The sequence below is a fragment of the Herbaspirillum hiltneri N3 genome, assembly GCF_001267925.1.
In the GTDB taxonomy this organism is placed as follows: domain Bacteria; phylum Pseudomonadota; class Gammaproteobacteria; order Burkholderiales; family Burkholderiaceae_D; genus Herbaspirillum; species Herbaspirillum hiltneri.
The window spans coordinates 4,779,577-4,802,888 of record NZ_CP011409.1; the positions used below are offsets into that span (position 1 = coordinate 4,779,577).

At 57.3% G+C, this 23,312-nt stretch carries 20 protein-coding genes; all 20 read right to left on the bottom strand.

The window, feature by feature from the left end:
* Nucleotides 1-369, bottom strand: a complete 369-nt coding sequence (gene rplN, locus F506_RS21595; RefSeq protein ID WP_016836029.1) for a 50S ribosomal protein L14 — start codon at nucleotides 367-369, stop codon at nucleotides 1-3.
* Between the two features lie 201 nt (nucleotides 370-570).
* Nucleotides 571-843, bottom strand: a complete 273-nt coding sequence (rpsQ, locus tag F506_RS21600; protein ID WP_016836030.1) for a 30S ribosomal protein S17 — start codon at nucleotides 841-843, stop codon at nucleotides 571-573.
* Nucleotides 840-1,031 (bottom strand): 50S ribosomal protein L29, encoded by a 192-nt coding sequence (gene rpmC, locus F506_RS21605; protein ID WP_016836031.1) that lies wholly within the window; start codon nucleotides 1,029-1,031, stop codon nucleotides 840-842. The genes rpsQ and rpmC overlap by 4 nt, the downstream gene beginning before the upstream one ends.
* A 12-nt stretch (nucleotides 1,032-1,043) precedes the next feature.
* Nucleotides 1,044-1,463, bottom strand: coding sequence for a 50S ribosomal protein L16 (gene rplP / locus F506_RS21610; RefSeq protein ID WP_007875315.1), 420 nt, complete (start codon nucleotides 1,461-1,463; stop codon nucleotides 1,044-1,046).
* Nucleotides 1,464-1,465: 2 nt separating this feature from the next.
* Nucleotides 1,466-2,284: a 30S ribosomal protein S3 gene (rpsC, locus tag F506_RS21615; RefSeq protein WP_053200843.1), complete on the bottom strand. Its 819-nt coding sequence runs from the start codon at nucleotides 2,282-2,284 to the stop codon at nucleotides 1,466-1,468.
* A 9-nt stretch (nucleotides 2,285-2,293) separates the two neighbouring features.
* Complete coding sequence (rplV, locus tag F506_RS21620) at nucleotides 2,294-2,626, bottom strand: 50S ribosomal protein L22 (protein WP_016836033.1); 333 nt, start codon at nucleotides 2,624-2,626, stop codon at nucleotides 2,294-2,296.
* Between the two features lie 6 nt (nucleotides 2,627-2,632).
* Complete coding sequence (gene rpsS, locus F506_RS21625; protein WP_007875308.1) at nucleotides 2,633-2,908, bottom strand: 30S ribosomal protein S19; 276 nt, start codon at nucleotides 2,906-2,908, stop codon at nucleotides 2,633-2,635.
* Nucleotides 2,909-2,917: 9 nt separating this feature from the next.
* A complete protein-coding gene (gene rplB / locus F506_RS21630; protein ID WP_053200844.1) occupies nucleotides 2,918-3,742 on the bottom strand; it encodes a 50S ribosomal protein L2 in 825 nt (274 codons plus the stop codon).
* The gene (gene rplW / locus F506_RS21635) at nucleotides 3,742-4,056 is read right to left on the bottom strand and encodes a 50S ribosomal protein L23 (protein ID WP_016836036.1); all 315 of its coding nucleotides are present in this window, start codon (nucleotides 4,054-4,056) and stop codon (nucleotides 3,742-3,744) included. Before rplW ends, rplB begins: the two co-directional genes overlap by 1 nt.
* Complete coding sequence (rplD, locus tag F506_RS21640) at nucleotides 4,053-4,673, bottom strand: 50S ribosomal protein L4 (RefSeq protein WP_016836037.1); 621 nt, start codon at nucleotides 4,671-4,673, stop codon at nucleotides 4,053-4,055. Before rplD ends, rplW begins: the two co-directional genes overlap by 4 nt.
* Nucleotides 4,674-4,676: 3 nt before the next feature.
* Complete coding sequence (rplC, locus tag F506_RS21645) at nucleotides 4,677-5,333, bottom strand: 50S ribosomal protein L3 (protein WP_053200846.1); 657 nt, start codon at nucleotides 5,331-5,333, stop codon at nucleotides 4,677-4,679.
* A gap of 205 nt (nucleotides 5,334-5,538) precedes the next feature.
* A complete protein-coding gene (rpsJ, locus tag F506_RS21650; RefSeq protein ID WP_016836039.1) occupies nucleotides 5,539-5,856 on the bottom strand; it encodes a 30S ribosomal protein S10 in 318 nt (105 codons plus the stop codon).
* Nucleotides 5,857-5,920: 64 nt separating this feature from the next.
* A complete protein-coding gene (gene tuf / locus F506_RS21655) occupies nucleotides 5,921-7,117 on the bottom strand; it encodes an elongation factor Tu (protein ID WP_016836040.1) in 1,197 nt (398 codons plus the stop codon).
* 83 nt (nucleotides 7,118-7,200) lie between these two features.
* Nucleotides 7,201-9,306, bottom strand: a complete 2,106-nt coding sequence (fusA, locus tag F506_RS21660; RefSeq protein ID WP_053200848.1) for an elongation factor G — start codon at nucleotides 9,304-9,306, stop codon at nucleotides 7,201-7,203.
* A gap of 126 nt (nucleotides 9,307-9,432) precedes the next feature.
* Complete coding sequence (gene rpsG / locus F506_RS21665) at nucleotides 9,433-9,903, bottom strand: 30S ribosomal protein S7 (RefSeq protein ID WP_016836042.1); 471 nt, start codon at nucleotides 9,901-9,903, stop codon at nucleotides 9,433-9,435.
* A gap of 147 nt (nucleotides 9,904-10,050) precedes the next feature.
* Nucleotides 10,051-10,434, bottom strand: coding sequence for a 30S ribosomal protein S12 (gene rpsL, locus F506_RS21670; protein ID WP_053200552.1), 384 nt, complete (start codon nucleotides 10,432-10,434; stop codon nucleotides 10,051-10,053).
* Between the two features lie 301 nt (nucleotides 10,435-10,735).
* On the bottom strand, nucleotides 10,736-11,869 hold the full coding sequence (locus F506_RS21675; protein ID WP_053200554.1) for a hemin-degrading factor: 1,134 nt from the start codon (nucleotides 11,867-11,869) through the stop codon (nucleotides 10,736-10,738).
* Between the two features lie 42 nt (nucleotides 11,870-11,911).
* On the bottom strand, nucleotides 11,912-14,164 hold the full coding sequence (locus F506_RS21680) for a TonB-dependent hemoglobin/transferrin/lactoferrin family receptor (RefSeq protein WP_053201820.1): 2,253 nt from the start codon (nucleotides 14,162-14,164) through the stop codon (nucleotides 11,912-11,914).
* Between the two features lie 409 nt (nucleotides 14,165-14,573).
* Nucleotides 14,574-18,812 carry a DNA-directed RNA polymerase subunit beta' gene (gene rpoC / locus F506_RS21685; RefSeq protein WP_053200556.1) on the bottom strand — a complete coding sequence of 1,413 codons (4,239 nt, stop codon included), beginning with the start codon at nucleotides 18,810-18,812 and terminating at the stop codon, nucleotides 14,574-14,576.
* 288 nt (nucleotides 18,813-19,100) lie between these two features.
* Complete coding sequence (rpoB, locus tag F506_RS21690; RefSeq protein WP_053200558.1) at nucleotides 19,101-23,207, bottom strand: DNA-directed RNA polymerase subunit beta; 4,107 nt, start codon at nucleotides 23,205-23,207, stop codon at nucleotides 19,101-19,103.
* Between the last annotated feature and the right edge of the window lie 105 nt (nucleotides 23,208-23,312).

The following is a 23,312-nucleotide window of genomic DNA, read 5'->3' on the forward strand; positions in this document are numbered from 1 at the left end:
TTACAGAACTTCAGGCGCCAGAGAGACGATCTTCATGAAGCGCTCTGTACGCAGCTCACGAGTAACTGGCCCGAAAATACGGGTACCGATTGGCTCAAGCTTGGCGTTCAGCAGAACAGCAGCATTGCTGTCGAACTTGACCAAGGAACCATCCTGACGACGTACGCCCTTGGCGGTACGAACGACGACAGCGTTGTAAATTTCACCTTTTTTGACGCGACCGCGTGGAGCTGCGCTCTTCACGGTAACTTTAATCACGTCACCGATGCCTGCGTAACGGCGCTTGGAACCACCCAAGACTTTGATGCACAAAACTTCGCGCGCACCGGTGTTGTCGGCCACTTCGAGCCGGCTTTCAGTTTGAATCATGATATTTTCTTTCCCAACTTAATCCGCTTAAATCACACAATGTGAATCGCGGTCAGTCTTGGTCCTGTTAGCAAGCGAACCTGCTAGTTAGGGGACGATTAAGCTACGTAACTGCATCTTGCCTCTCAGCTTCGCCAAACACCAAGAAGCAAAGGAGAGCTCAGCATTATGACGCCATAATGCTGAGTAAGCAAGCACTACTTAAACTATCTGTGCCACTTGTACAACGCGTGTCACGCTCCAAGCTTTGGTCTTGGAGATTGGACGACCTTCCTGGATCTCGACGGTATCGCCAGTCTTCGCCTGGTTGGCCTCATCATGAGCGTGGTACTTGTTGGTACGCACGATGATTTTGCCGTACAGAGGATGCTTGACGTGACGCTCGATCAGAACGGTAACAGTCTTATCCATCTTGTCGGACACAACCTTGCCAATCAGCGTGCGCTTGAGCGCTTGTTTCACTTGATCGTTCATTGTTGACCCTTCGAATTGATGACTGTTTTCACACGTGCGATATCGCGACGTACTTTCTTCAGTTGCGCAGTATTGTTCAGTTGCTGCGTAGCCACTTGCATGCGCAAGCTGAAATGAGCCTTCAGCAGCTCATTCAGTTCTTTGGCCAGAGCCGCTTCGTCTTTACCACGGAGTTCAGATGCTTTCATATTCCGCTCCTATTATTGACCGACTTGACGAACAACAAAAGTCGTCGACAGTGGCAATTTGGCTGCTGCCAAGCGGAACGCTTCACGCGCCAGAGCTTCGTCAACACCATCCATCTCGTACAGCATCTTACCTGGCTGAATTTCAGCCACGTAGTATTCTGGATTACCCTTACCGTTACCCATACGCACTTCAGCAGGCTTTTGGGAAATCGGCTTGTCCGGGAAAACACGGATCCAGATACGACCGCCACGCTTGATGTGACGGGTCATAGCACGACGAGCGGCTTCGATCTGACGTGCCGTGATACGACCACGGCCAACTGCCTTCAGACCAAATTCGCCAAACGATACGGCTGTACCACGCGAGTGCGAGATACCCGTATTGCGACCTTTTTGTTCTTTACGATATTTTCTACGTGCTGGTTGCAGCATGATTATTCTCCTGCTTTCTCAGCCGACACACCGGCATCGGCAGCTTGACGTGGAGCACGCTTGGCGCCCGCACCTGCTGGAGCACCGGCGGTCTTCGGACGAGGACGAGCACCTGGCTTGCCATCATCACGACGTGGACCGCGACGCTTCTTGTCGTCTTCTGGCTCACCGACCAACACTGGTGCATCGCCGTTAGCCAGACGATCGCCCTTGTAAACCCAAACCTTGATACCGATGATGCCGTACGTGGTTTGTGCTTCGCCGAAGCCGTAGTCGATATCAGCGCGCAGGGTGTGCAGAGGCACGCGGCCTTCGCGATACCATTCCTTGCGGGCGATTTCGATGCCGTTCAGACGACCGGACGACATGATCTTGATGCCTTGAGCACCCAGACGCATTGCGTTTTGCATCGCACGCTTCATGGCGCGGCGGAACATGATGCGCTTTTCGAGCTGTTGAGCGATCGAATCGGCGATCAGTTGCGCATCGGCTTCCGGCTTGCGGATTTCTTCGATGTTGACGTGCACGGGCACGCCCATCAATTTACCCAGCGCTGCCTTCAGCACTTCGATGTCTTCACCCTTCTTACCGATCACAACGCCTGGACGGGAGCTGTAAATGGTGATGCGGGCATTCTTCGCCGGACGCTCGATAACGACGCGACCAACCGAAGCGTTCTTCAGTTTTGTCTTCAGGTAAGCGCGAACCTTCAGATCTTCGTTGAGCATGTCGGCAAAATTGTTATTGCCTGCATACCAGCGCGATCCCCAGTTACGTGTAACCGCCAGACGGAAACCGGTTGGATGAATCTTCTGTCCCATCGTGACTCCTTAGTTTCCGACAGTCACGTAAATGTGACAGGATTGCTTGGAAATACGATCACCACGGCCTTTTGCACGCGCTGTGAAGCGCTTGAGGACCGTACCTTTTTCCACATAAATAGTCGTGACTTTGAGCTCGTCAATGTCGGCGCCATCATTGTGCTCGGCGTTCGCAATCGCGGACTCCAGAACCTTCTTGATGATGACCGCACCCTTTTTAGGGCTGAAGGCCAAGATATTCAGTGCTTGATCAACTTTTTTGCCGCGGATCAGGTCTGCAACCAGACGGCCCTTTTGGGCCGACAGATGCACACCACGCAGGGTAGCTTTAGTTTCCATCATAGGACCTTATTTCTTAGCCTTCTTATCGGCGGCGTGACCCTTGAACGTACGGGTCAGCGCGAATTCGCCGAGCTTATGACCAACCATGTTTTCGGACACATAAACCGGCACGTGCTGCTTGCCGTTGTGCACCGCGATCGTCAAACCGATGAAATCCGGCATGATTGTCGAACGACGGGACCATGTCTTGATTGGCTTCTTGTCTTTAGTCGCTTGAGCGGCTTCAACCTTTTTGACCAGGTGAGCGTCGCAGAATGGACCTTTTTTCAATGAACGTGTCATGTTTTATCCTTATTTCTTGCCGCGGCGCGAGACAATCATTGAAGTCGTACGCTTGTTGCTGCGTGTCTTCTTGCCCTTGGTCTGTTGACCCCACGGCGAAACTGGATGACGACCTGCTGCAGTCTTACCTTCACCACCACCGTGCGGGTGATCGACCGGGTTCATGACCACACCACGCACTGTCGGACGGACGCCGCGCCAACGCATGGCACCAGCTTTACCGATTTTGCGCAGATTGTGTTCGCCGTTACCGACTTCACCGATGGTTGCACGGCATTCGATGTGAATGCGGCGCACTTCACCGGAGCGCAGACGCACCTGAGCGTAGGTACCTTCGCGTGCCATCAGCACGACGCCGGCGCCGGCGGTACGCGCGATCTGAGCACCCTTGCCTGGCAACATTTCCACGCAGTGGATTGTTGTACCGACAGGAATGTTGCGGATCGGCAGCGAGTTGCCTGCCTTGATCGGTGCTTCGGAGCCACTGATCAGCTGATCGCCGACTGCGACGCCCTTGGGAGCGATGATGTACTTGCGTTCGCCGTCTGCGTAGCACAGCAGAGCAATGTGCGCAGTGCGGTTCGGGTCGTATTCAATACGCTCGACCTTCGCAACGATACCGTCCTTGTTACGACGGAAGTCGATAACACGGTAGTGTTGCTTGTGGCCGCCACCGATATGACGGGTGGTGATGTGACCGTTGTTGTTACGACCAGCGGTCTTGGACTTCTTTTCGATCAGGCCGGCAAACGGACGACCCTTGTACAGGTCGCTGACGACCTTGACCATACCGCGCCGACCTGGCGAGGTTGGTTTAACTTTTACGAGTGCCATTATTTAGCCTCCTCGGTGAAGTTGATCTCTTGACCAGGCTTCAGGCTGACAAATGCGCGACGTGTGTGGTTGCGACGACCAACCGAACGGCCGGAACGCTTTTGCTTACCTTGACGATTCGCGACCTGAACGGACTCCACCTGGACCTTGAACAGCAGTTCGACCGCAGCCTTGACTTCCAGCTTGGTCGCATCTTGCGTCACCAGAAAAACGACTTGCTCGTTTTTCTCGGCGACGAAGGTTGCCTTTTCAGAGATCACCGGCGCCAGCAGCACTTTCAGCAAGCGCTCTTCGCTATGTTTAATTGCGTTCATGCCAGCAACTCCTCAATCTTGGCCAGTGCTTGCTTGGTGATCAGCACTTTCTTGTAGAACACCAGGGAGACTGGATCAGCTTGACGTGGCTCGACAATCAGCACGTTCGGCAGATTGCGCGATGCCAGCAACAGGTTTTCTTCCAGGTTGTCGGTAATGACCAACACGGAGTCCAGACCCATGACCTTCAGCTTTTCCGACAGCAGCTTGGTCTTCGGTGCTTCGACCGAGAAATTCTCGACGATCGACAGACGACCTTCGCGAGCCAACTGGGACAGAATCGAGCAGACACCTGCGCGATACATCTTCTTGTTGACCTTGTGCGAGAAATTTTCGTCAGGCGAGTTCGGGAAAATGCGACCACCGCCGCGCCACAGTGGCGAGGACGACATACCGGCACGAGCGCGGCCAGTACCCTTTTGGCGCCATGGCTTCTTGGTTGTGTGGTGTACTTCTTCACGGTCTTTTTGCTTGCGGTTACCGCTGCGAGCATTGGCTTGATAAGCCACGACGACCTGGTGAATCAGCGCTTCGTTGTAGTCACGACCAAAGATCGTGTCAGGAGCAGCGACGTTCGATGCGGCTTGACCTTGATCATTCAGGAGCTTGAGTTCCATGAATTAGGCTCCCTTCTTGGCTTTAACTTTGACTGCCGGCGACACGACCACTTGGCCGTTCTTCGCGCCTGGCACGGCACCCTTGACCAGCAGCAACTGACGCTCAGCGTCGATGCGTGCGATCTCGAGGTTTTGCACTGTGCAGGTAACGTCACCCAGGTGACCGGTCATGCGCTTACCAGGGAAAACACGACCTGGATCCTGCGCCATACCGATGGAGCCGGGAACATTGTGCGAACGGGAGTTACCGTGGGATGCGCGACCGGATGCGAAGTTGTGGCGCTTGATCGTACCAGCGTAGCCCTTACCGATGGACACGCCTTGCACGTCCACTTTCTGGCCAGCTTCGAACAAGCTTGCAGCGACGACGTCGCCAGCTTTCAACTCGGCAGCCTTGGCTGCGTCAATGCGGAATTCTTTCAGGACGGTACCAGCTTCGACGCCGGCTTTGGCGTAGTGACCGGCAGCAGCTTTAGTCACACGCGAGGCGCGACGCTGACCGTATGCGACCTGAACAGCGGAATAACCATCCACTTCAGGCGTTTTGATTTGGGTCACGCGGTTGTTCGACACATCCAACACGGTCACAGGAATAGAATCCCCGTCTTCCGTGAAGATACGCATCATACCAACCTTGCGACCAACAAGGCCTAGGCTCATTGTTTTTCTCCATTCCCGCCTGCGATTGGGCGGGGCTGATGTTTGTACTACTAAAATATGCGAAGTCGCTGAGACAAAAAGTCTGCGCGACTCCACCGAAGCCGATCAGTATAACCGGGTAAATTTTTATTTGCAATACCCGACAGTGTCGTGGTATGTCAAAGTCTTATCCGGTCATACTTTTTACAACACCTGCCGCAAAAGCTTATTGCAGCTTGATTTCTACATCAACGCCAGCCGGCAGATCCAGCTTCATCAGTGCATCGACAGTCTTGTCGGTCGGATCAACGATGTCCATCAGGCGTTGGTGCGTGCGGATTTCGAATTGATCGCGCGAAGTCTTGTTGACGTGCGGCGAACGCAGAACGTCGAAACGCTGAATGCGTGTCGGCAGCGGAACAGGACCCTTGACGACGGCGCCGGTGCGCTTTGCCGTGTCGACGATTTCCTGTGCGGATTGGTCGATCAGACGGTAGTCGAATGCCTTCAGGCGGATACGGATTTTTTGGCTAGGAACTGACATGGTTTTCCTTTAAAGAACGAACCGCGGATGACAGCCATCCGCGGCAATGATAAATAACTGCTTATTACGCGTCAGGCAGGATCTTGGCAACCACACCAGCGCCGACGGTACGGCCGCCTTCGCGGATCGCGAAGCGCAGACCTTCTTCCATCGCGATCGGGTTGATCAGCATCACGGTGATCGACACGTTGTCGCCCGGCATGACCATTTCCTTATCCTTCGGCAACTCGATCGAACCAGTCACGTCCGTGGTACGGAAGTAGAACTGTGGACGATAGTTGTTGAAGAACGGCGTATGGCGGCCGCCTTCGTCTTTCGACAGCACATAGATCTCGCCGGTGAAGTGCTTGTGCGGCTTGATCGAACCTGGCTTGGCCAACACTTGGCCGCGCTCCACGTCTTCACGCTTGGTGCCGCGCAGCAGCACGCCGACGTTGTCGCCTGCCTGACCTTGGTCCAGCAGCTTGCGGAACATTTCGACGCCGGTGCAAACCGTGTCTTGCGTGTCGCGGATACCGACGATTTGCAGTGCTTCGCCGACCTTGACGATACCGCGCTCAACGCGACCGGTCACCACAGTGCCGCGGCCGGAGATCGAGAACACATCTTCCACTGGCAGCAGGAAAGCGCCGTCAACAGCACGTTCCGGTGTCGGGATGTAAGTGTCCAGCGCTTCTGCCAGTGCCATGATCGCTTGCTCGCCCAGCGGGCCAGTGTCGCCTTCGAGGGCCAGCTTGGCCGAACCCTTGATGATTGGCAGGTCGTCGCCTGGGAATTCGTACTTGGTCAGCAGCTCGCGCACTTCCATTTCGACCAGTTCCAGCAGTTCTTCATCATCCACCATGTCGGCCTTGTTCAGGAACACGATGATGTAAGGAACGCCGACCTGACGCGACAGCAGGATGTGTTCGCGGGTTTGTGGCATCGGGCCGTCTGCTGCGGAGCAAACCAGGATCGCGCCGTCCATCTGCGCGGCGCCGGTGATCATGTTCTTCACATAATCGGCGTGGCCTGGGCAGTCAACGTGGGCGTAGTGACGGTTTGCTGTTTCGTATTCAACGTGCGCTGTGTTGATCGTGATGCCGCGCGCTTTTTCTTCCGGCGCTGCGTCAATTTGATCGTAGGCCTTCGCTTCGCCGCCGAATTTCTTCGACAACACGGTCGCGATTGCGGCTGTCAGTGTGGTCTTGCCGTGGTCAACGTGACCAATCGTGCCAACGTTCACGTGCGGCTTGGTCCGCTCGAATTTGCCTTTTGCCATTTTGCATTTCCTTCAAAAAGAACGATTTTCTCAACAATTAAAAGCTCATCCCCTGCCAACGCAAGGAATGAGCAAAACTTAAATTACTTGGCCTTGGAAGTAACGATCGCGTCGATGACGTTCTTCGGTGCTTCGGAGTAGTGCTTGAATTCCATCGAATATGTCGCACGACCTTGTGTTGCCGAACGCAACGAAGTCGAGTAACCGAACATTTCCGACAGCGGCACTTCGGCCTTGATGATCTTGCCGCCACCGCCAGCGATTTCATCCATGCCTTGCACCATACCGCGGCGGGACGACAGATCGCCCATCACGGTACCGGCGTAGTCTTCCGGTGTTTCAACTTCAACGGCCATCATTGGTTCCAGAATGACCGGGCTGGCCTTGCGGCAGCCGTCCTTGAACGCCATCGAACCGGCCATGCGGAACGCATTTTCATTCGAGTCAACGTCATGGTAGGAACCGAAGAACAGGGTAACCTTGACGTCAACCACCGGATAGCCGGCCAACACGCCGGTGTTCAGTGTTTCACGCACACCCTTTTCAACTGCAGGGATGAATTCGCGAGGAACGGTACCGCCCTTGATCGCGTCAACGAACTCGAAGCCCTTGCCCGGTTCTTGCGGTTCGATCTTCAGAACCACGTGACCGTACTGACCACGACCACCGGATTGCTTGACGAACTTGCCTTCGATTTCTTCGCAAGTCTTGCGGATGGTTTCGCGGTAAGCAACTTGCGGCTTGCCGACGGTCGCTTCGACGTTGAATTCGCGCTTCATGCGGTCGACGATGATGTCCAGATGCAATTCGCCCATACCGGCGATGATCGTTTGACCCGATTCTTCGTCGGTACGCACGCGGAACGACGGATCTTCTGCAGCCAGACGGTTCAGCGCCAGGCCCATCTTTTCCTGGTCAGCCTTGGTCTTTGGCTCGACAGCTTGCGAAATCACAGGCTCAGGGAAGACCATGCGTTCCAGCACGACCACAGCCTTGTCGTCGCACAGGGTGTCGCCGGTTGTGGTGTCTTTCAGACCGACCACGGCAGCGATGTCGCCTGCCAGCATTTCCTTGATTTCTTCACGTTGATTGGCGTGCATCTGAACGATACGACCAATACGCTCTTTCTTCGACTTCACCGAGTTGAACACGGTGTCGCCCGAATTCAGGGTGCCCGAGTAGCAACGGATGAAGCACAGCTGACCGACGAACGGGTCAGTTGCAATCTTGAATGCCAGAGCCGAGAACTTCTCGGTGTCTTCTGCTTTGCGCACGACCGGCTCGTCGTCTTCATCCAGACCTGGGACAGGCGGAATGTCGACGGGCGACGGCAGGTATTCGATCACGCCGTCCAGCATGGCTTGCACGCCCTTGTTCTTGAACGCGGTGCCGCACATCATCGGAACGATTTCGCTGGCGATGGTGCGCTGGCGAATCGCTGCCTTGATTTCTTCTTCGCTCAGGTCGCCGTCTTCCAGGTACTTGTTCATCAGCTCTTCGGATGCTTCAGCAGCCGCTTCGACCATGTTCTCGCGCCATTTTTGAGCTTCTTCCTTCAGATGCTCAGGAATGTCACGGTAGTCGAACTTCATGCCCTGGGAAGCGTCATCCCAGTAGATCGCGCGCATCTTGACCAGATCGATCACGCCTTCGAAGTTGTCTTCGGCGCCGATAGGCACTTGCATAGGAATCGGGTTGGCCTTCAGGCGTGCACGCATCTGGTCGTACACCTTGAAGAAGTTCGCGCCGGTACGGTCCATCTTGTTGACGAACGCCAGACGTGGAACCTTGTACTTGTTCGCTTGACGCCAGACCGTTTCCGACTGTGGCTGAACGCCGCCGACTGCGCAGTAAACCATGCAGGCGCCGTCGAGCACGCGCATCGAACGCTCAACTTCAATCGTGAAGTCAACGTGGCCCGGGGTGTCGATGATGTTGATGTGGTGAGCCGGGAAGTTGTTCGCCATGCCCTTCCAGAAACAGGTCGTCGCAGCCGAGGTAATGGTGATACCGCGCTCTTGCTCTTGTTCCATCCAGTCCATGGTGGCGGCGCCATCATGCACTTCACCGATCTTGTGGTTCACGCCCGTGTAGAACAGAACGCGCTCAGTCGTCGTTGTCTTACCGGCGTCAATGTGAGCGGAAATACCGATGTTGCGGTAGCGCTCAATGGGGGTCTTGCGAGCCATGATTTATTCCTAAGTCTTTAATGCGCGAAACCGAGCGCCATTTTTGTAAAATAGTCGCTCGGCTCGAACAAATTTAGATACAAGCGAAGTCTTTCCAAAAAAGCCGGAAAGCCCCGCGCAGTCTTGTTAGAAGCGGAAGTGCGAGAACGCCTTGTTCGCTTCAGCCATACGGTGAACTTCGTCACGCTTCTTCATCGCACCGCCACGGCCTTCAGCCGCTTCGATCAACTCGCCACCCAGACGTTGCGGCATGGACTTTTCGCTACGCTTGTTTGCGGCTTCGCGCAACCAACGCATCGACAACGCCATACGACGGACTGGACGCACTTCCACCGGAACCTGGTAGTTGGCGCCGCCGACGCGGCGGGACTTCACTTCGACCAGCGGCTTGCAGTTGTTCAGCGCAGCGGAGAACACTTCCAGCGGGTCTTTACCGGTTTTGGTTTGGATATGGTCGAACGCACCGTAGATGATGTTTTCAGCGACCGACTTCTTGCCGGACAGCATCAACACGTTGACGAACTTAGCAACTTCAACATTGCCGAACTTTGGATCAGGCAGGATATCCCGCTTGGGTACTTCACGACGACGTGGCATTTCAATTCCTTTCAGTCTTCAGTTGAGCGCGCAGATAAACTCTTGCCGCACTCGCGGACGGCCATCATAGCCACCCACTTACTCGGCCCGTTACGGACCGACACATTTCACCAGGCTTGCGCCCGACAAAAAACAAATTACTCGATGTTACTTTTTAGCTGCCTTGGCGCGCTTGGCACCGTACTTCGAGCGAGCTTGCTTACGATCCTTGACGCCTTGGGTATCCAGAGCACCGCGAACCATGTGGTAACGCACACCCGGCAAATCCTTCACACGGCCGCCGCGCAACAGCACGACGCTATGTTCTTGCAGGTTGTGGCCTTCACCACCGATGTACGAAATCACTTCGAAGCCGTTGGTCAAACGCACTTTTGCAACCTTACGCAAAGCGGAGTTTGGCTTTTTAGGAGTCGTTGTGTAAACACGGGTACATACGCCGCGTTTTTGCGGGCTGTTTTCCAGCGCCGGCGATTTGCTTTTCACGGTCGCGGAGACACGTGGGTTGCGAATCAATTGATTGATGGTTGGCATCGTTTTATATCCAACAAAATTTACGACGTTAATAACATTAATTCCAGAAACGGTTGCCCGGAATTAAACAAGAAACTTGCACGGAAGAAACCTGTGCACACCGATTTTAGAGAAAACGAGAGAAGCGCCGAAGAAAGCCGGAAGCAGACCAAAGAACGCTTAAGCTCAGGAGAGCCCAAATTCGAGAACTCGCGAGTATATGCCTGAAACGCAAAAGGGTCAAGGGCAGCTCCCTGCGCCCTGACCCCCGTGACTGTTTTACGACGTTTTTGCCACTTTTTTAATCAAGCGGTGCCAAACCTCACGAAGCCTTTGCCAGACTGGCAACAATCTGGCGCCAGGCCGTCGTCTCTTCCTTGTTGCGATCGCGGCGCGAGAAGAAGTTGACAACCTGCTCACCCTTGGCGTCATAGAACTCCACCGAAGTGATCACGCCGTCCTTGGCCGGACGCTTGACCACCCAGCCGCGATCGATGCCGGCCTGGCGCAGATGCAGGTTGAAGTCCGGATCCAGCACGTTGTACCACTCATCGGTCTGCTTCACTTTCTTGATCGTGCCGCTGAAGATCTGCGTCATGCCCGGGTTGCTCACGAACACCATGATCGGCTGTCCTTGCCTGGCGGCGCTGTCGAGCAGGGTCTGCACCGACTGCGCACTGATGCGGTAGGCGGCGTCCTTGCCGATCAGGTCCAGCGCCTGTTCACGCGTGATGCCTAGGTCCTTGAGCAGACGCGGGAATTCATGCACGTCGCTGAGCTCGCTCCAGGTGTCGCGTAATTCCTTGAGGTCGACTTCGCCGTTCGGCTTTTTGACGACCTTGACCGGCGCCTTGTCGACGCTCAGGTGGGCCACTTGCTCGGCCGCCTTGAAATCGGCGACCAGCTTGTCAAACGCCGCCACGCCGGCTTCGTTGTCGAGATACACCTTGTTGACCGCGTTGCCATGCACGTCGAAAAATTGCAGGCTGCGGCTGATCTTGCCTTCGCGGCCGGGCTGCACCACGGCGAACGCCGAACGCCATTGGTCGGTGCCGAAGCGCAGGTCGATCGGACCGCCGGCGAATCCGGTACCCGGAATCACGCGGCCGTCTTGGTTGAGCTTTGCCTGGGTGACCGTACCGACACGTTCCAGTACGGCGCTGTCGTTGCGCGTGATGGCCTTGATCTGACCGAGCTCATGCAAGCGGTCGTACACCGCCTTGTAGGAAGCGCTGCCGTCGCGCAGGCGGGTCGCGCCCTTGCCGACGTTGGTCGCCACCAGTTCGGCTTCCGAGACGTTGAGCTTCTGCGCGGCATCGCGCGGCTGCAGCCTGGGCTGCTCCACGCGCAACGCCGACCAGCGTTCGGCCAGGTTGTTGTCAGGCGTGGTCGAACACGCTGCGATGCTGATGACGCCTGCAGCCAACAGCAACGCGCCCAGTTTGGTGTATTTCATTGAAGGCCTCTTTTCGGTTAAGTGGTTTCGGTTGACGGATGATCAGTATTCGAACTTCATGCTGACGTTGAAGCTGCGACCCGGCTCGGTGTACGCGTCCTTGTTGGTGGCGCTGTCGGCCAGCGACAGGCCGCGTATATCGGTCCAGTTCCAGTACTTGCGATCGAACAGGTTGCGAATGCCGGCGTAGAGCACGGCGTTCTTGCTGAAGCGATAGCCTGAGCTCAGGTCCATGACGAAGAACGACGGCGAGACGAAGTTGGTCGGCGTCGCGATGTCTTCCTTCTTCTTGGACGCGTTGTAGATCACATCGCTTTGCACGAACCAGACCTGCGTCGGCTCGTAGCGCACGCCGGCAACCACCGACAGCGGCGCCACCGATTCCAGTCCGGTTTTCTTGCCGGTCCGGTCGGTTGTCGTGCCCTTGGTATAGGCGAAACCGGTCTTCAGCGACAGGCCGCGTTCCATGCGCCAGTCGAGACGCCCTTCGAAGCCGTGGATTGATGCCTTGGCCGCGTTCACGTACTGGAAGATGGTCGGGTTGAGCACGGTGCCGGCGCCGGCGACGGACACCGAGTCGATGAAGTTGCGATACTCGCCGGCATAAGCGGCCGTGCTGTAGCTGAACAGGCCGGCCGATGTCGGCAGCTTGCCGCGGAAGCCGATCTCATAGGAATTGCTGGTCTCCGGCTTGAGATTCGGGTTGGCGATTTGCGAGTACCCTTGCGACGCATTGTTGAAGTAGGAATTGACCTCGTGCGGCGACGGCGAACGGAAGCCGCGTGCGTACTGGATGTAGGGTGCAAACGCCGGTGCGACTTCGTAGATGAAAGCGAGGCGCGGCGAGAATGCGCTGTCCTTGCTGGTCGACGCCGGCTGGCGGTTTGCGATGGCTTGCGCATCGTACTTGGCGCTGGCCTCCGGCTTGATCTTGTAGGAATCGTAACGCAGGCCCGGCACGATACTCAGCGCGCCGATGCGCATGTCGTCCTGCAGATAGGCGCCGAATACGCTGTACTCGGTTTTCGGGAAGTACTCGCAGTATTGCGTGCCGGTGCAGGTGGTCCAGCCGGTGCCCGACGCCGCCATCTGCAACTTCGCCACGCTGAGGTCGACGCCGTAGGTCAGCTTGTGCTTGATGATACCGGTGTTGAAGCCGCTTTCGGCCAGCACGCCGCCGCCGAAAATGTCGTCCTGATAGCTGATGTCACGGAAACGCGGACGGGTCGGCGCAGCGCCGTTTTCAAAGGAGTACTGGCTGGTCTTCGAATCGCGGTAGTAGAGATTGGCGCGCAGCTTCTGGAACACCGGATTGTCCGTGTCGTCATGCTCGTATTGCAGCTGCAGCTTGTTGCTCTTGACGTCGCTGGCGCTTTGATAGCCCGTGATCGTCGGCGCCGCCACGGCGGAGAGGCTGTCGCCGCGCAACTTGTTTTCCACCGTTTCGAAACTCAGCTTGAAGACGTTGCGTGGATCGATCTTGAACACCAGCTTGCCCAGCGCCGAGCGATTGTTGTAGGTCAGCGGATCGGCTTTGGTGCGCGCCGCGCCGGTGCCGCCGACGCTGCCATTGGTTTCGGTCTCGTTGCCATGGCGCGCATTCAGCACCAGCATGCCTTGCACGTGATCATTGCCGAAGGCCATGGTGCCGGTCGCACCATAGCTGCTGTCGCTGGAATCGTAGGAAGGACGCAGCGCAAAGTAGCTGCTCTTGCCAAATACGTTCAGCAGATCTTGCGGATCCTTGGTGACGAAGTTGACCACGCCTGTCAGGCCGTCACTTCCGTACATCGATGACGCCGGACCGCGCAGGATTTCGATGCGCTGGTACAGATCGGTGTCGGTGTAGGCGCCACGGCCGGCGCTCAACGTGCCCTGGCTGAACGCGCGCGGCAAGGCCACGCCGTCTTCCAGCAACATGACGCGATTGCCTTCCAAGCCGCGAATGTTGATGCCTTCGTTGCCGCCGCGCCCCATGGTGGCTGACGCGCCGGTCACGCCGCCGACGCGATAGACCGAGCGGCGCACTTCCACACCTGGCTCATAGCGCAGGGCATCCTTGATGTCCTTGGCGTTTTGCTGTTCGAGTTCTTCGGCGGTGATCACCGAGACGGTGGCGGCAACCCGGTTCAGGTCGCTGTCGACGCCGCGCGTGGCGGTGACGGTGATTTCATCGAGCGGGCGATTCAGCGCCGCCAGTTGCTGCGTAGTTTGCTGCGCAGTCGCAGGTGTCATTGCCCATTGTTGCAGCACGACGGCCGTCGCAAGGACGAGTTTTTTCTTGCATAGCTTCATGGTAACCATTCCCCTGAGTGAGTTCGGTTACTGGCATGCTGCTAGCTGGCTACCTGGATGTGAATACGAGAGTTTTGCCTGCCTCGCGGCTGCGCTGCGACATGCTGGTCGCGCGGAGTCATTTTGTTTTATTGCGCGGCGTCTGTTCCGATGAAACCGGATGGCGTTGTCGCCGAGCGTTCCCGAGGCTGATTATTTTTAATAAGAATAATTCTTATTCAGGAATTGTAGGACAAAACTTCAATCCGCTCAAGATGATTCGTCAACATTTACGTTTCACTATCCGGCGGCGACACGAAGCCTGCTGCAATGCGTCCGCCCATGAAAAAACGGCGCCGGAATTTCTTCCGACGCCGTTCTTCCTTGCAGTACATCGGCCCCTCAAGGCAGATGTACTGCGATTACATCATTACGCTTCGCCGTCCGCACCGCCGAAAGTCTCGGCAGAGTGCGCTTCGGTTTCGGTCACACGCGCCTGACGCTCGGATTCCAACAGCGCTGCGCGCTCGTCGGCTTCCCATGCGTCTTTTTCCTTGCGTGCACGGTGGAACGCCAGACCGGTACCAGCCGGGATCAGACGACCAACGATGACGTTTTCCTTCAGACCGCGCAGGCCGTCCTTCTTGCCCATGATCGCAGCTTCGGTCAGGACACGGGTAGTCTCCTGGAACGATGCAGCCGAGATGAACGAGTCGGTCGACAGCGATGCCTTGGTGATACCCAGCAAGACGTTTTCGTACGTCGCAGGGATCTTGGTCTCTGCATTGACGCGATCGTTTTCGTCCAGCAGTTCGGAACGTTCGACCTGTTCGCCGGTGATGTAGTTGGTATCGCCCGGATCCACAACCTGCACGCGACGCAGCATCTGACGCACGATGACTTCGATGTGCTTGTCGTTGATCTTCACGCCTTGCAAGCGGTACACGTCCTGAACTTCGTCGACGATGTAACGCGCCAGCGCTTCGATACCCAGCAGGCGCAGGATGTCTTGCGGATCGGCAGGACCGTCGACAATCATTTCGCCCTTGTTCACCACTTGGCCGTCATGCACCAGCACTTGCTTGTCCTTGGTGATCAGGAACTCGTGCTTGGCGCCGTCCATGTCGGTGATTTCCAGACGTTGCTTGCCCTTGGTTTCCTTACCGAACGCCACAGTACCGGTGACTTCCGCCAGCATGCCGGCATCCTTCGGCGAACGTGCTTCGAACAGTTCGGCAACGCGCGGCAGACCACCGGTAATGTCACGGGTCTTTTGCGATTCGGTCGGGATACGCGCCAGCACTTCACCAACGTGAACTTGCTGACCGTCCTTCACTGTAATCAGCGCGCCCACCTGGAAGCCGATCGTCACTGCATGTTCGGTGCCGGCGATCTTGACTTCTTCGCCTTGCTCGTTCAACAGCTTGACCTGTGGACGCAACACCTTGGCAGCGGACGAACCGCGGCGCTTGGCATCGATAACCACCAGCGTCGACAGACCGGTCACTTCGTCAATCTGCTTGGCGACGGTCGAACCTTCTTCGACATTTTCGAACTTCACGGTACCGGTGTACTCGGTGATGATCGGACGTGTCAGCGGATCCCATGTCGCCAATGCAGTACCGGCCTTGATGACCATGCCGTCCTTGACGATCAGGGTCGCACCGTACGGCACTTTATGACGCTCACGCTCACGACCGAGGTCGTCGGTGATCAGCACTTCGCCCGAACGGGAAATGACGATCAGCTCGCCCTTGCCGTTGGTGACGTAACGCATGGTCGCCGTGAAGCGGATGGTGCCGTTCGACTTGGCTTCCACCGACGAGGCCACTGCTGCACGCGACGCCGCACCACCGATGTGGAACGTACGCATGGTCAGCTGAGTACCTGGTTCGCCGATCGACTGCGCAGCGATAACGCCGACTGCTTCGCCGCTGTTGACCAGCACGCCGCGACCCAGATCGCGGCCGTAGCACTTGGCGCACAGACCGTAGCGCGTGTCGCAAGTCAGCGGAGTGCGAACCTTGACTTCGTCGATGCCGAGGCGTTCGACTTCTTCAACGGTGTCTTCGTCCATCAGGGTACCGGCTTCATACAGCGTAGCCTGGGTTTCCGGATTGATGATGTCGGTGGCGGCAACGCGGCCGAGGATACGGTCGCGCAGCGCTTCAATGACTTCACCGCCTTCAACCATTGCCTTCATCGAGGCGCCGTTGGAAGTGCCGCAATCATCTTCGATCACGACCAGATCCTGGGTCACGTCGACCAGACGGCGTGTCAGGTAACCGGAGTTCGCGGTCTTCAGCGCGGTATCGGCCAGACCCTTACGGGCGCCGTGCGTCGAGATGAAGTACTGCAACACGTTCAGGCCTTCGCGGAAGTTCGCGGTAATCGGCGTTTCGATAATCGAACCGTCCGGTTTAGCCATCAGACCGCGCATACCTGCCAGCTGACGAATCTGCGCTGCGGAACCGCGGGCGCCGGAGTCGGCCATCATGTAAATCGCGTTGAACGACTCTTGCGTACCCTTGGTGCCGTCGCGGCGGACCACATCTTCGACCTTTAGCTGGTCCATCATGGCCTTGCCGACGTCGTCGCCGGCCTTGCCCCAGATGTCCACAACCTTGTTGTAGCGTTCGCCGGCGGTAACCAGACCGGACGAGTATTGCTGTTCGATCTGCTTGACTTCGCTTTCGGCGGTCGCAATGATGGTCGCCTTTTGCGGCGGCACCAGCATGTCGTCCACGCAGATCGAGATACCGGCGCGTGTCGCCAGACGGAAGCCCGACTGCATCAGTTGATCGGCGAACACGACCGTCGCGCGCAGACCGCACTTGCGGAATGACGTGTTGATCAGCTTCGAAATTTCCTTCTTCTTCAGTGCACGGTTCAGCACCGAGAATGGCAGACCCTTCGGCAGAATTTCCGACAGGATGGCGCGGCCGACAGTCGTTTCGTAACGCTTGACGGTACGCACGAATTCGCCGGTGACCGGGTCCTTTGGATTTTCAACGATACGTACGGTGACGCGGGTAGCCAGTTCGACTTCCTTGTTGTCGTACGCACGGATGACTTCCGAGACGTCCTGGAACAGCATGCCTTCGTTCTTGGCGTTGATCGCCTCACGCGTTGCGTAGTACAGACCCAGCACGATATCCTGGGACGGCACGATCGACGGTTCACCGTTCGATGGGAACAGGATGTTGTTCGACGCCAGCATCAGCGTGCGCGCTTCCATCTGCGCTTCGATCGACAGTGGAACGTGGACCGCCATCTGGTCGCCGTCGAAGTCGGCGTTGAACGCGGCGCAAACCAGCGGATGCAGCTGGATCGCCTTGCCTTCGATCAGGACCGGCTCGAACGCCTGGATACCCAGACGGTGCAATGTCGGCGCGCGGTTCAGCATGACCGGATGTTCGCGGATCACGTCTTCCAGGATGTCCCAGACCACCGGTTCCTGGATTTCGACCAGTTTCTTGGCTGCCTTGATGGTCGTTGCCAGCCCCATCAGTTCGAGCTTGTTGAAGATAAATGGTTTAAACAGCTCGAGGGCCATCAGCTTCGGCAGACCGCATTGGTGCAACTTGAGCTGCGGACCCACCACGATGACGGAACGGCCGGAGTAGTCGACGCGCTTACCCAGCAAGTTCTGACGGAAACGACCGCCCTTGCCCTTGATCATTTCGGCCAGCGACTTCAACGGACGCTTGTTGGCGCCGGTCATCGCCTTGCCGCGACGGCCGTTATCCAGCAGCGAGTCAACCGCTTCTTGCAGCATGCGCTTTTCGTTGCGCGTGATGATTTCCGGAGCGCGCAATTCCATCAGGCGCTTCAGACGGTTGTTACGGTTGATGACGCGGCGATACAGATCGTTCAGATCGGAGGTCGCAAAGCGGCCGCCGTCCAGCGGCACCAGCGGACGCAGTTCCGGCGGCAGCACCGGCAGCACTTCCATGATCATCCAGTCGGGCTTGATGCCCGAACGCTGGAACGCTTCCAGCACCTTCAGGCGCTTGGCGTATTTCTTGATCTTGGCTTCGGACTTCGATTCCTTCAGTTCCACGCGCAGGGTTTCTGCATCGCGGTCGATGTCGATCGAGCGCAGCAGTTCACGGATGCCTTCGGCGCCCATGAATGCGGTGAAGTCGTCGCCGTACTCTTCGTACTTGGCGGCGTAGTCGTCTTCCGACATGATCTGGCACTTCTTCAGCGGCGTCATGCCCGGATCGGTCACGACGTAGGCTTCGAAGTACAGCACGCGTTCGATATCGCGCAGGGTCATGTCGAGGACCATGCCCAGACGCGACGGCAGCGATTTCAGGAACCAGATGTGCGCAGTCGGCGAAGCCAGTTCGATGTGGCCCATGCGCTCACGGCGCACCTTGGCCAGCGTGACTTCGACGCCGCATTTTTCGCAGATGACGCCGCGGTGCTTGAGGCGCTTGTACTTGCCGCAGAGGCATTCGTAGTCTTTGATCGGGCCAAAGATCTTGGCGCAGAACAGACCGTCGCGCTCAGGCTTGAAAGTACGGTAGTTAATGGTTTCCGGCTTTTTGACTTCGCCGTAGGACCACGAACGGATTTTTTCGGGGGACGCCAGACCAATTTTGATCGCGTCGAATTGTTCGTTTTGCTGAACTTGCTTGAATAGATCGAGCAGTGCTTTCATGTATCACTCCAGGTTGGCGTGAGAACGCTAGGTAATGCTATGTATATCGAGACGGCCGCACCACAATCTGCGCACACCCTGTTCGCACCTGCGGGAGAGCCGTGGCTTGCGCCGGGTTCCGCATGTACCGGGACAGACTTGGTCGTCCTTGACTGCTTACAATTGCTTGTAGCTGCTTGCTGAACTGCTTTGTTGCTTTACTTTACTGCGTCGCCGCCGTTCCTGCCGGCGGCAGGATCAGACGATAAAACAGGGCAAGACGGCCGCGCCGCCTTGCCCCCGGGAACATCAGTCGCGTTCGAGATCGATGTCGATACCGAGCGAACGGATTTCCTTGACCAGCACGTTGAAGGACTCCGGCATGCCGGCGTCGATCACGTGGTCGCCCTTGACCAGGTTTTCATAAACCTTGGTACGGCCGTTCACGTCATCGGACTTCACGGTCAGCATTTCCTGCAGCACATACGATGCGCCGTAGGCTTCCAGTGCCCAGACTTCCATTTCACCGAAGCGTTGGCCGCCGAACTGCGCCTTACCGCCCAGAGGCTGCTGAGTCACCAGCGAGTAAGGACCGGTCGAACGTGCGTGCATCTTGTCGTCAACCAGATGATGCAGCTTCAGGTAATGCATGTAGCCAACCGTCACGGTGCGCTCGAAAGCTTCGCCGGTACGGCCGTCATACATGGTGACCTGATTCTTCGACGGCGTCATGCCCAGTTGCTTGGCGATGTGATCCGGGTATGCCAGATCCAGCATGCGACGGGTTTCGTCTTCGTGCGCGCCGTCAAACACCGGCGTGGCGAACGGAACGCCCTTCTTCAGGTTGGCTGCCAGTTCCAGAATCTCCTGATCGCTGAACTCGTCGAGCGCTTCCTTCTTGCCCGATTCGTTGTAGATCGTGGTCAGGAACTTGCGCAGTTCAGCGATCTTCACTTGTGCAGTCAGCATTTCGCCGATGCGCAGGCCCAGACCCTTGGCTGCCCAGCCCAGATGGACTTCGAGAACCTGACCGACGTTCATGCGCGATGGCACGCCCAGCGGGTTCAGCACGATGTCGGCTGGTGTACCGTCGGCCATGTGCGGCATGTCTTCGATCGGCAGGATGCGCGAAACCACACCCTTGTTGCCGTGACGACCCGCCATCTTGTCGCCTGGTTGCAGGCGGCGCTTCACGGCCAAGTAAACCTTGACCATCTTCTGCACGCCTGGCGGCAGTTCGTCACCTTGTGTCAGCTTCTTGCGCTTTTCTTCAAACGCCAGATCGAACTGGTGACGCTTTTCGGCGATCGATTCCTTGATCGCTTCCAATGCTGTCGCCATGTCGTCATCCGCCGGGCGGATGTCGAACCAGTGGTACTTGTCCAGATCGTCCAGGTACGCCTTGTCCAGCTTGGTGCCCTTGACCAGTTTCTTCGGACCGCCGTTGGCGACCTTGCCGATCAGCATCTTTTCCAGACGCTGGAAGGCATCGCCTTCAACGATACGCAGCTGGTCGTTCAGGTCCAGGCGATAGCGCTTCAGTTCATCGTCGATGATCTGTTGTGCGCGCTTGTCGCGCTGGATGCCTTCGCGGGTGAACACTTGCACGTCGATGACGGTGCCGACCATGCCCGAAGGCACGCGCAGCGAGGTGTCCTTCACATCGGATGCCTTTTCGCCGAAGATCGCGCGCAGCAGCTTCTCTTCCGGTGTCAGCTGGGTTTCGCCCTTTGGCGTCACTTTACCGACCAGCGTATCGCCGGCTTCGACTTCAGCACCGATGTAGGTGATGCCGGATTCGTCCAGACGCGCCAGCTGGTTTTCCGCCAGGTTCGAAATATCGCGGGTGATTTCTTCCGCGCCGAGCTTGGTGTCGCGAGCGACAACCGACAGCTCTTCGATGTGAATCGAGGTGTAGCGGTCATCAGCCACAACTTTTTCGGAGATCAGAATCGAATCTTCGAAGTTGTAGCCGTTCCATGGCATAAACGCCACCAGCATGTTCTGACCCAGAGCCAGTTCGCCCAGGTCGGTCGATGCGCCGTCGGCGATCACGTCATGCTTGGCGACACGGTCGCCAACCTTGACGATCGGACGCTGGTTGATGTTGGTGTTCTGGTTCGAACGTGTGTACTTGATCAGGTTGTAGATGTCGACGCCGACTTCGCCAGCCTGCGCTTCTTCATCGTTCACACGAATCACCACACGGCCTGCATCGACGTAATCGACGATACCGCCACGCAACGCTTGCACGGTGGTGCCGGAGTCGACTGCAACGGTGCGCTCGATGCCGGTGCCGACCAGCGGCTTTTCCGGACGCAAGCAAGGAACCGCCTGACGTTGCATGTTGGCGCCCATCAATGCGCGGTTCGCATCATCGTGTTCGAGGAACGGAATCAGCGACGCCGCCACCGACACGACCTGGCCTGGGGCCACGTCCATGTACTGCACGCGTTCCGGCGAGACCAGAATGGTTTCGCCGGCTTCACGCGCCGAAACCAGTTCATCGGACAGCTTCAGCGAAGCGTCGATGGTCGCATTCGCCTGGGCGATGATGTAGCGGCCTTCTTCGATTGCCGACAGATAGTCGATCTGGTTGGTGACCTTGCTGCCCTCAACCTTGCGGTATGGGGTTTCCAGGAAGCCGTATTCGTTCAGGCGGGCATACAGCGCCAGCGAGTTGATCAGGCCGATGTTCGGGCCTTCAGGCGTTTCGATCGGGCACACGCGGCCGTAGTGGGTCGGGTGCACGTCGCGGACTTCAAAGCCGGCACGTTCGCGGGTCAGACCGCCAGGTCCCAGGGCGGAAACACGGCGTTTGTGCGTGATTTCCGACAGCGGGTTGGTTTGATCCATAAACTGCGACAACTGCGACGAACCGAAGAATTCGCGGATCGCTGCCGAGATCGGCTTCGAGTTGATCAGGTCATGCGGCATCAGGTTGTCCGCTTCGGCCTGGCCGAGACGTTCCTTGACGGCGCGCTCAACGCGGACCAGACCGGCGCGGAATTGATTCTCCGCCAGTTCGCCGACGCAACGGACGCGACGGTTACCCAAGTGATCGATGTCATCGACTTCGCCGCGGCCATTGCGCAGTTCAACCAGAATCTTGATCACGGCCAGGATGTCTTCGTTCGACAAGGTCATCGCGCCGGTCAGTTCATCACGGCCGATACGGCGGTTGAACTTCATGCGGCCGACGGCCGACAGGTCGTAACGGTCTTCGCTGTAGAACAGGCCGTTGAACAGGGCTTCCACCGAGTCTTCGGTCGGCGGTTCGCCAGGACGCATCATGCGATAGATCGCCACGCGCGCAGCGGTCTGATCCGCTGTGTCGTCGGTACGCAGGGTTTGCGAGATGTAGCCGCCCTGATCCAGGTCGTTGGTGTACAGCGTCTGGACTGCATCGATGTTGGCTTCGCGCAGGCGGGCCAGCAATTCTTCAGTCAGTTCGTCGTTGGCCGAAGCGATGACTTCGCCGGTGTCGCCGTCGACGATGTTCTTCGCCAGGACGCGACCCAGCAGGTAGTCTTCCGGCACGGAGATCTGCTTGATGCCTGCAGCTTCGATGTCGCGCACGTGCTTGGCGTTGATGCGCTTGTCCTTCGCGACCAGCGGCTTGCCGGCCTTGTCGAGGATGTCGAAACGCGCTACTTCGCCGCGCAGGCGCTCGGACACGAATTCCATCTCGGCGCCTTCAGCGCGCAGGGTGAAATTGTCGAACACGAAGAAGTTCGCCAGGATCTGCTCGGACGTCATGCCGATGGCCTTGAGCAGGATCGTTACCGGCATCTTGCGACGACGGTCGACGCGGAAGAACAGGATGTCCTTCGGATCGAATTCGAAGTCGAGCCACGAACCGCGGTAAGGAATGATGCGTGCGGAGAACAACAGCTTGCCGGACGAATGCGTCTTGCCGCGGTCATGTTCGAAGAACACGCCCGGCGAACGGTGCAGCTGCGACACGATGACGCGTTCGGTGCCGTTGATGACGAACGAACCGGTGGTCGTCATGAGCGGCAATTCGCCCATGTAGACTTCCTGTTCCTTCATTTCCTTGATGACCGGCTTGGTCGGCGATTCCTTGTCCAGGATCACCAGACGCACTTTGGCACGCAGCGGCGACGCGAAGGTCAGGCCACGTTGTTGGCATTCCTTGACGTCGAACGGCGGCGCGCCCAACACATAGGACAGAAACTCGAGACGCGCAAAACCATTGTGCGAAACGATAGGGAAAATCGATGTAAAGGCCGATTGCAGACCTTCGTTCTTGCGTTGGGACGTTGTTTTGTCCGTCTGCAAGAATGTCTGGTATGACTCGATCTGAGTCGCTAGCAGGAACGGAACGTTGTGGACGTTAGCGCGTTTCGCAAAGGATTTACGAATACGCTTCTTCTCAGTAAATGAGTAGTGCATGGACACTCCGTGAGTGACAGGAAGGATAGAGAGTTCAGGACTCGCCCGGATTGCTTGTCGCCTTGTTGCTGCAATCCGTTAGCAGCGAAACCTCAAGTCTCAGCC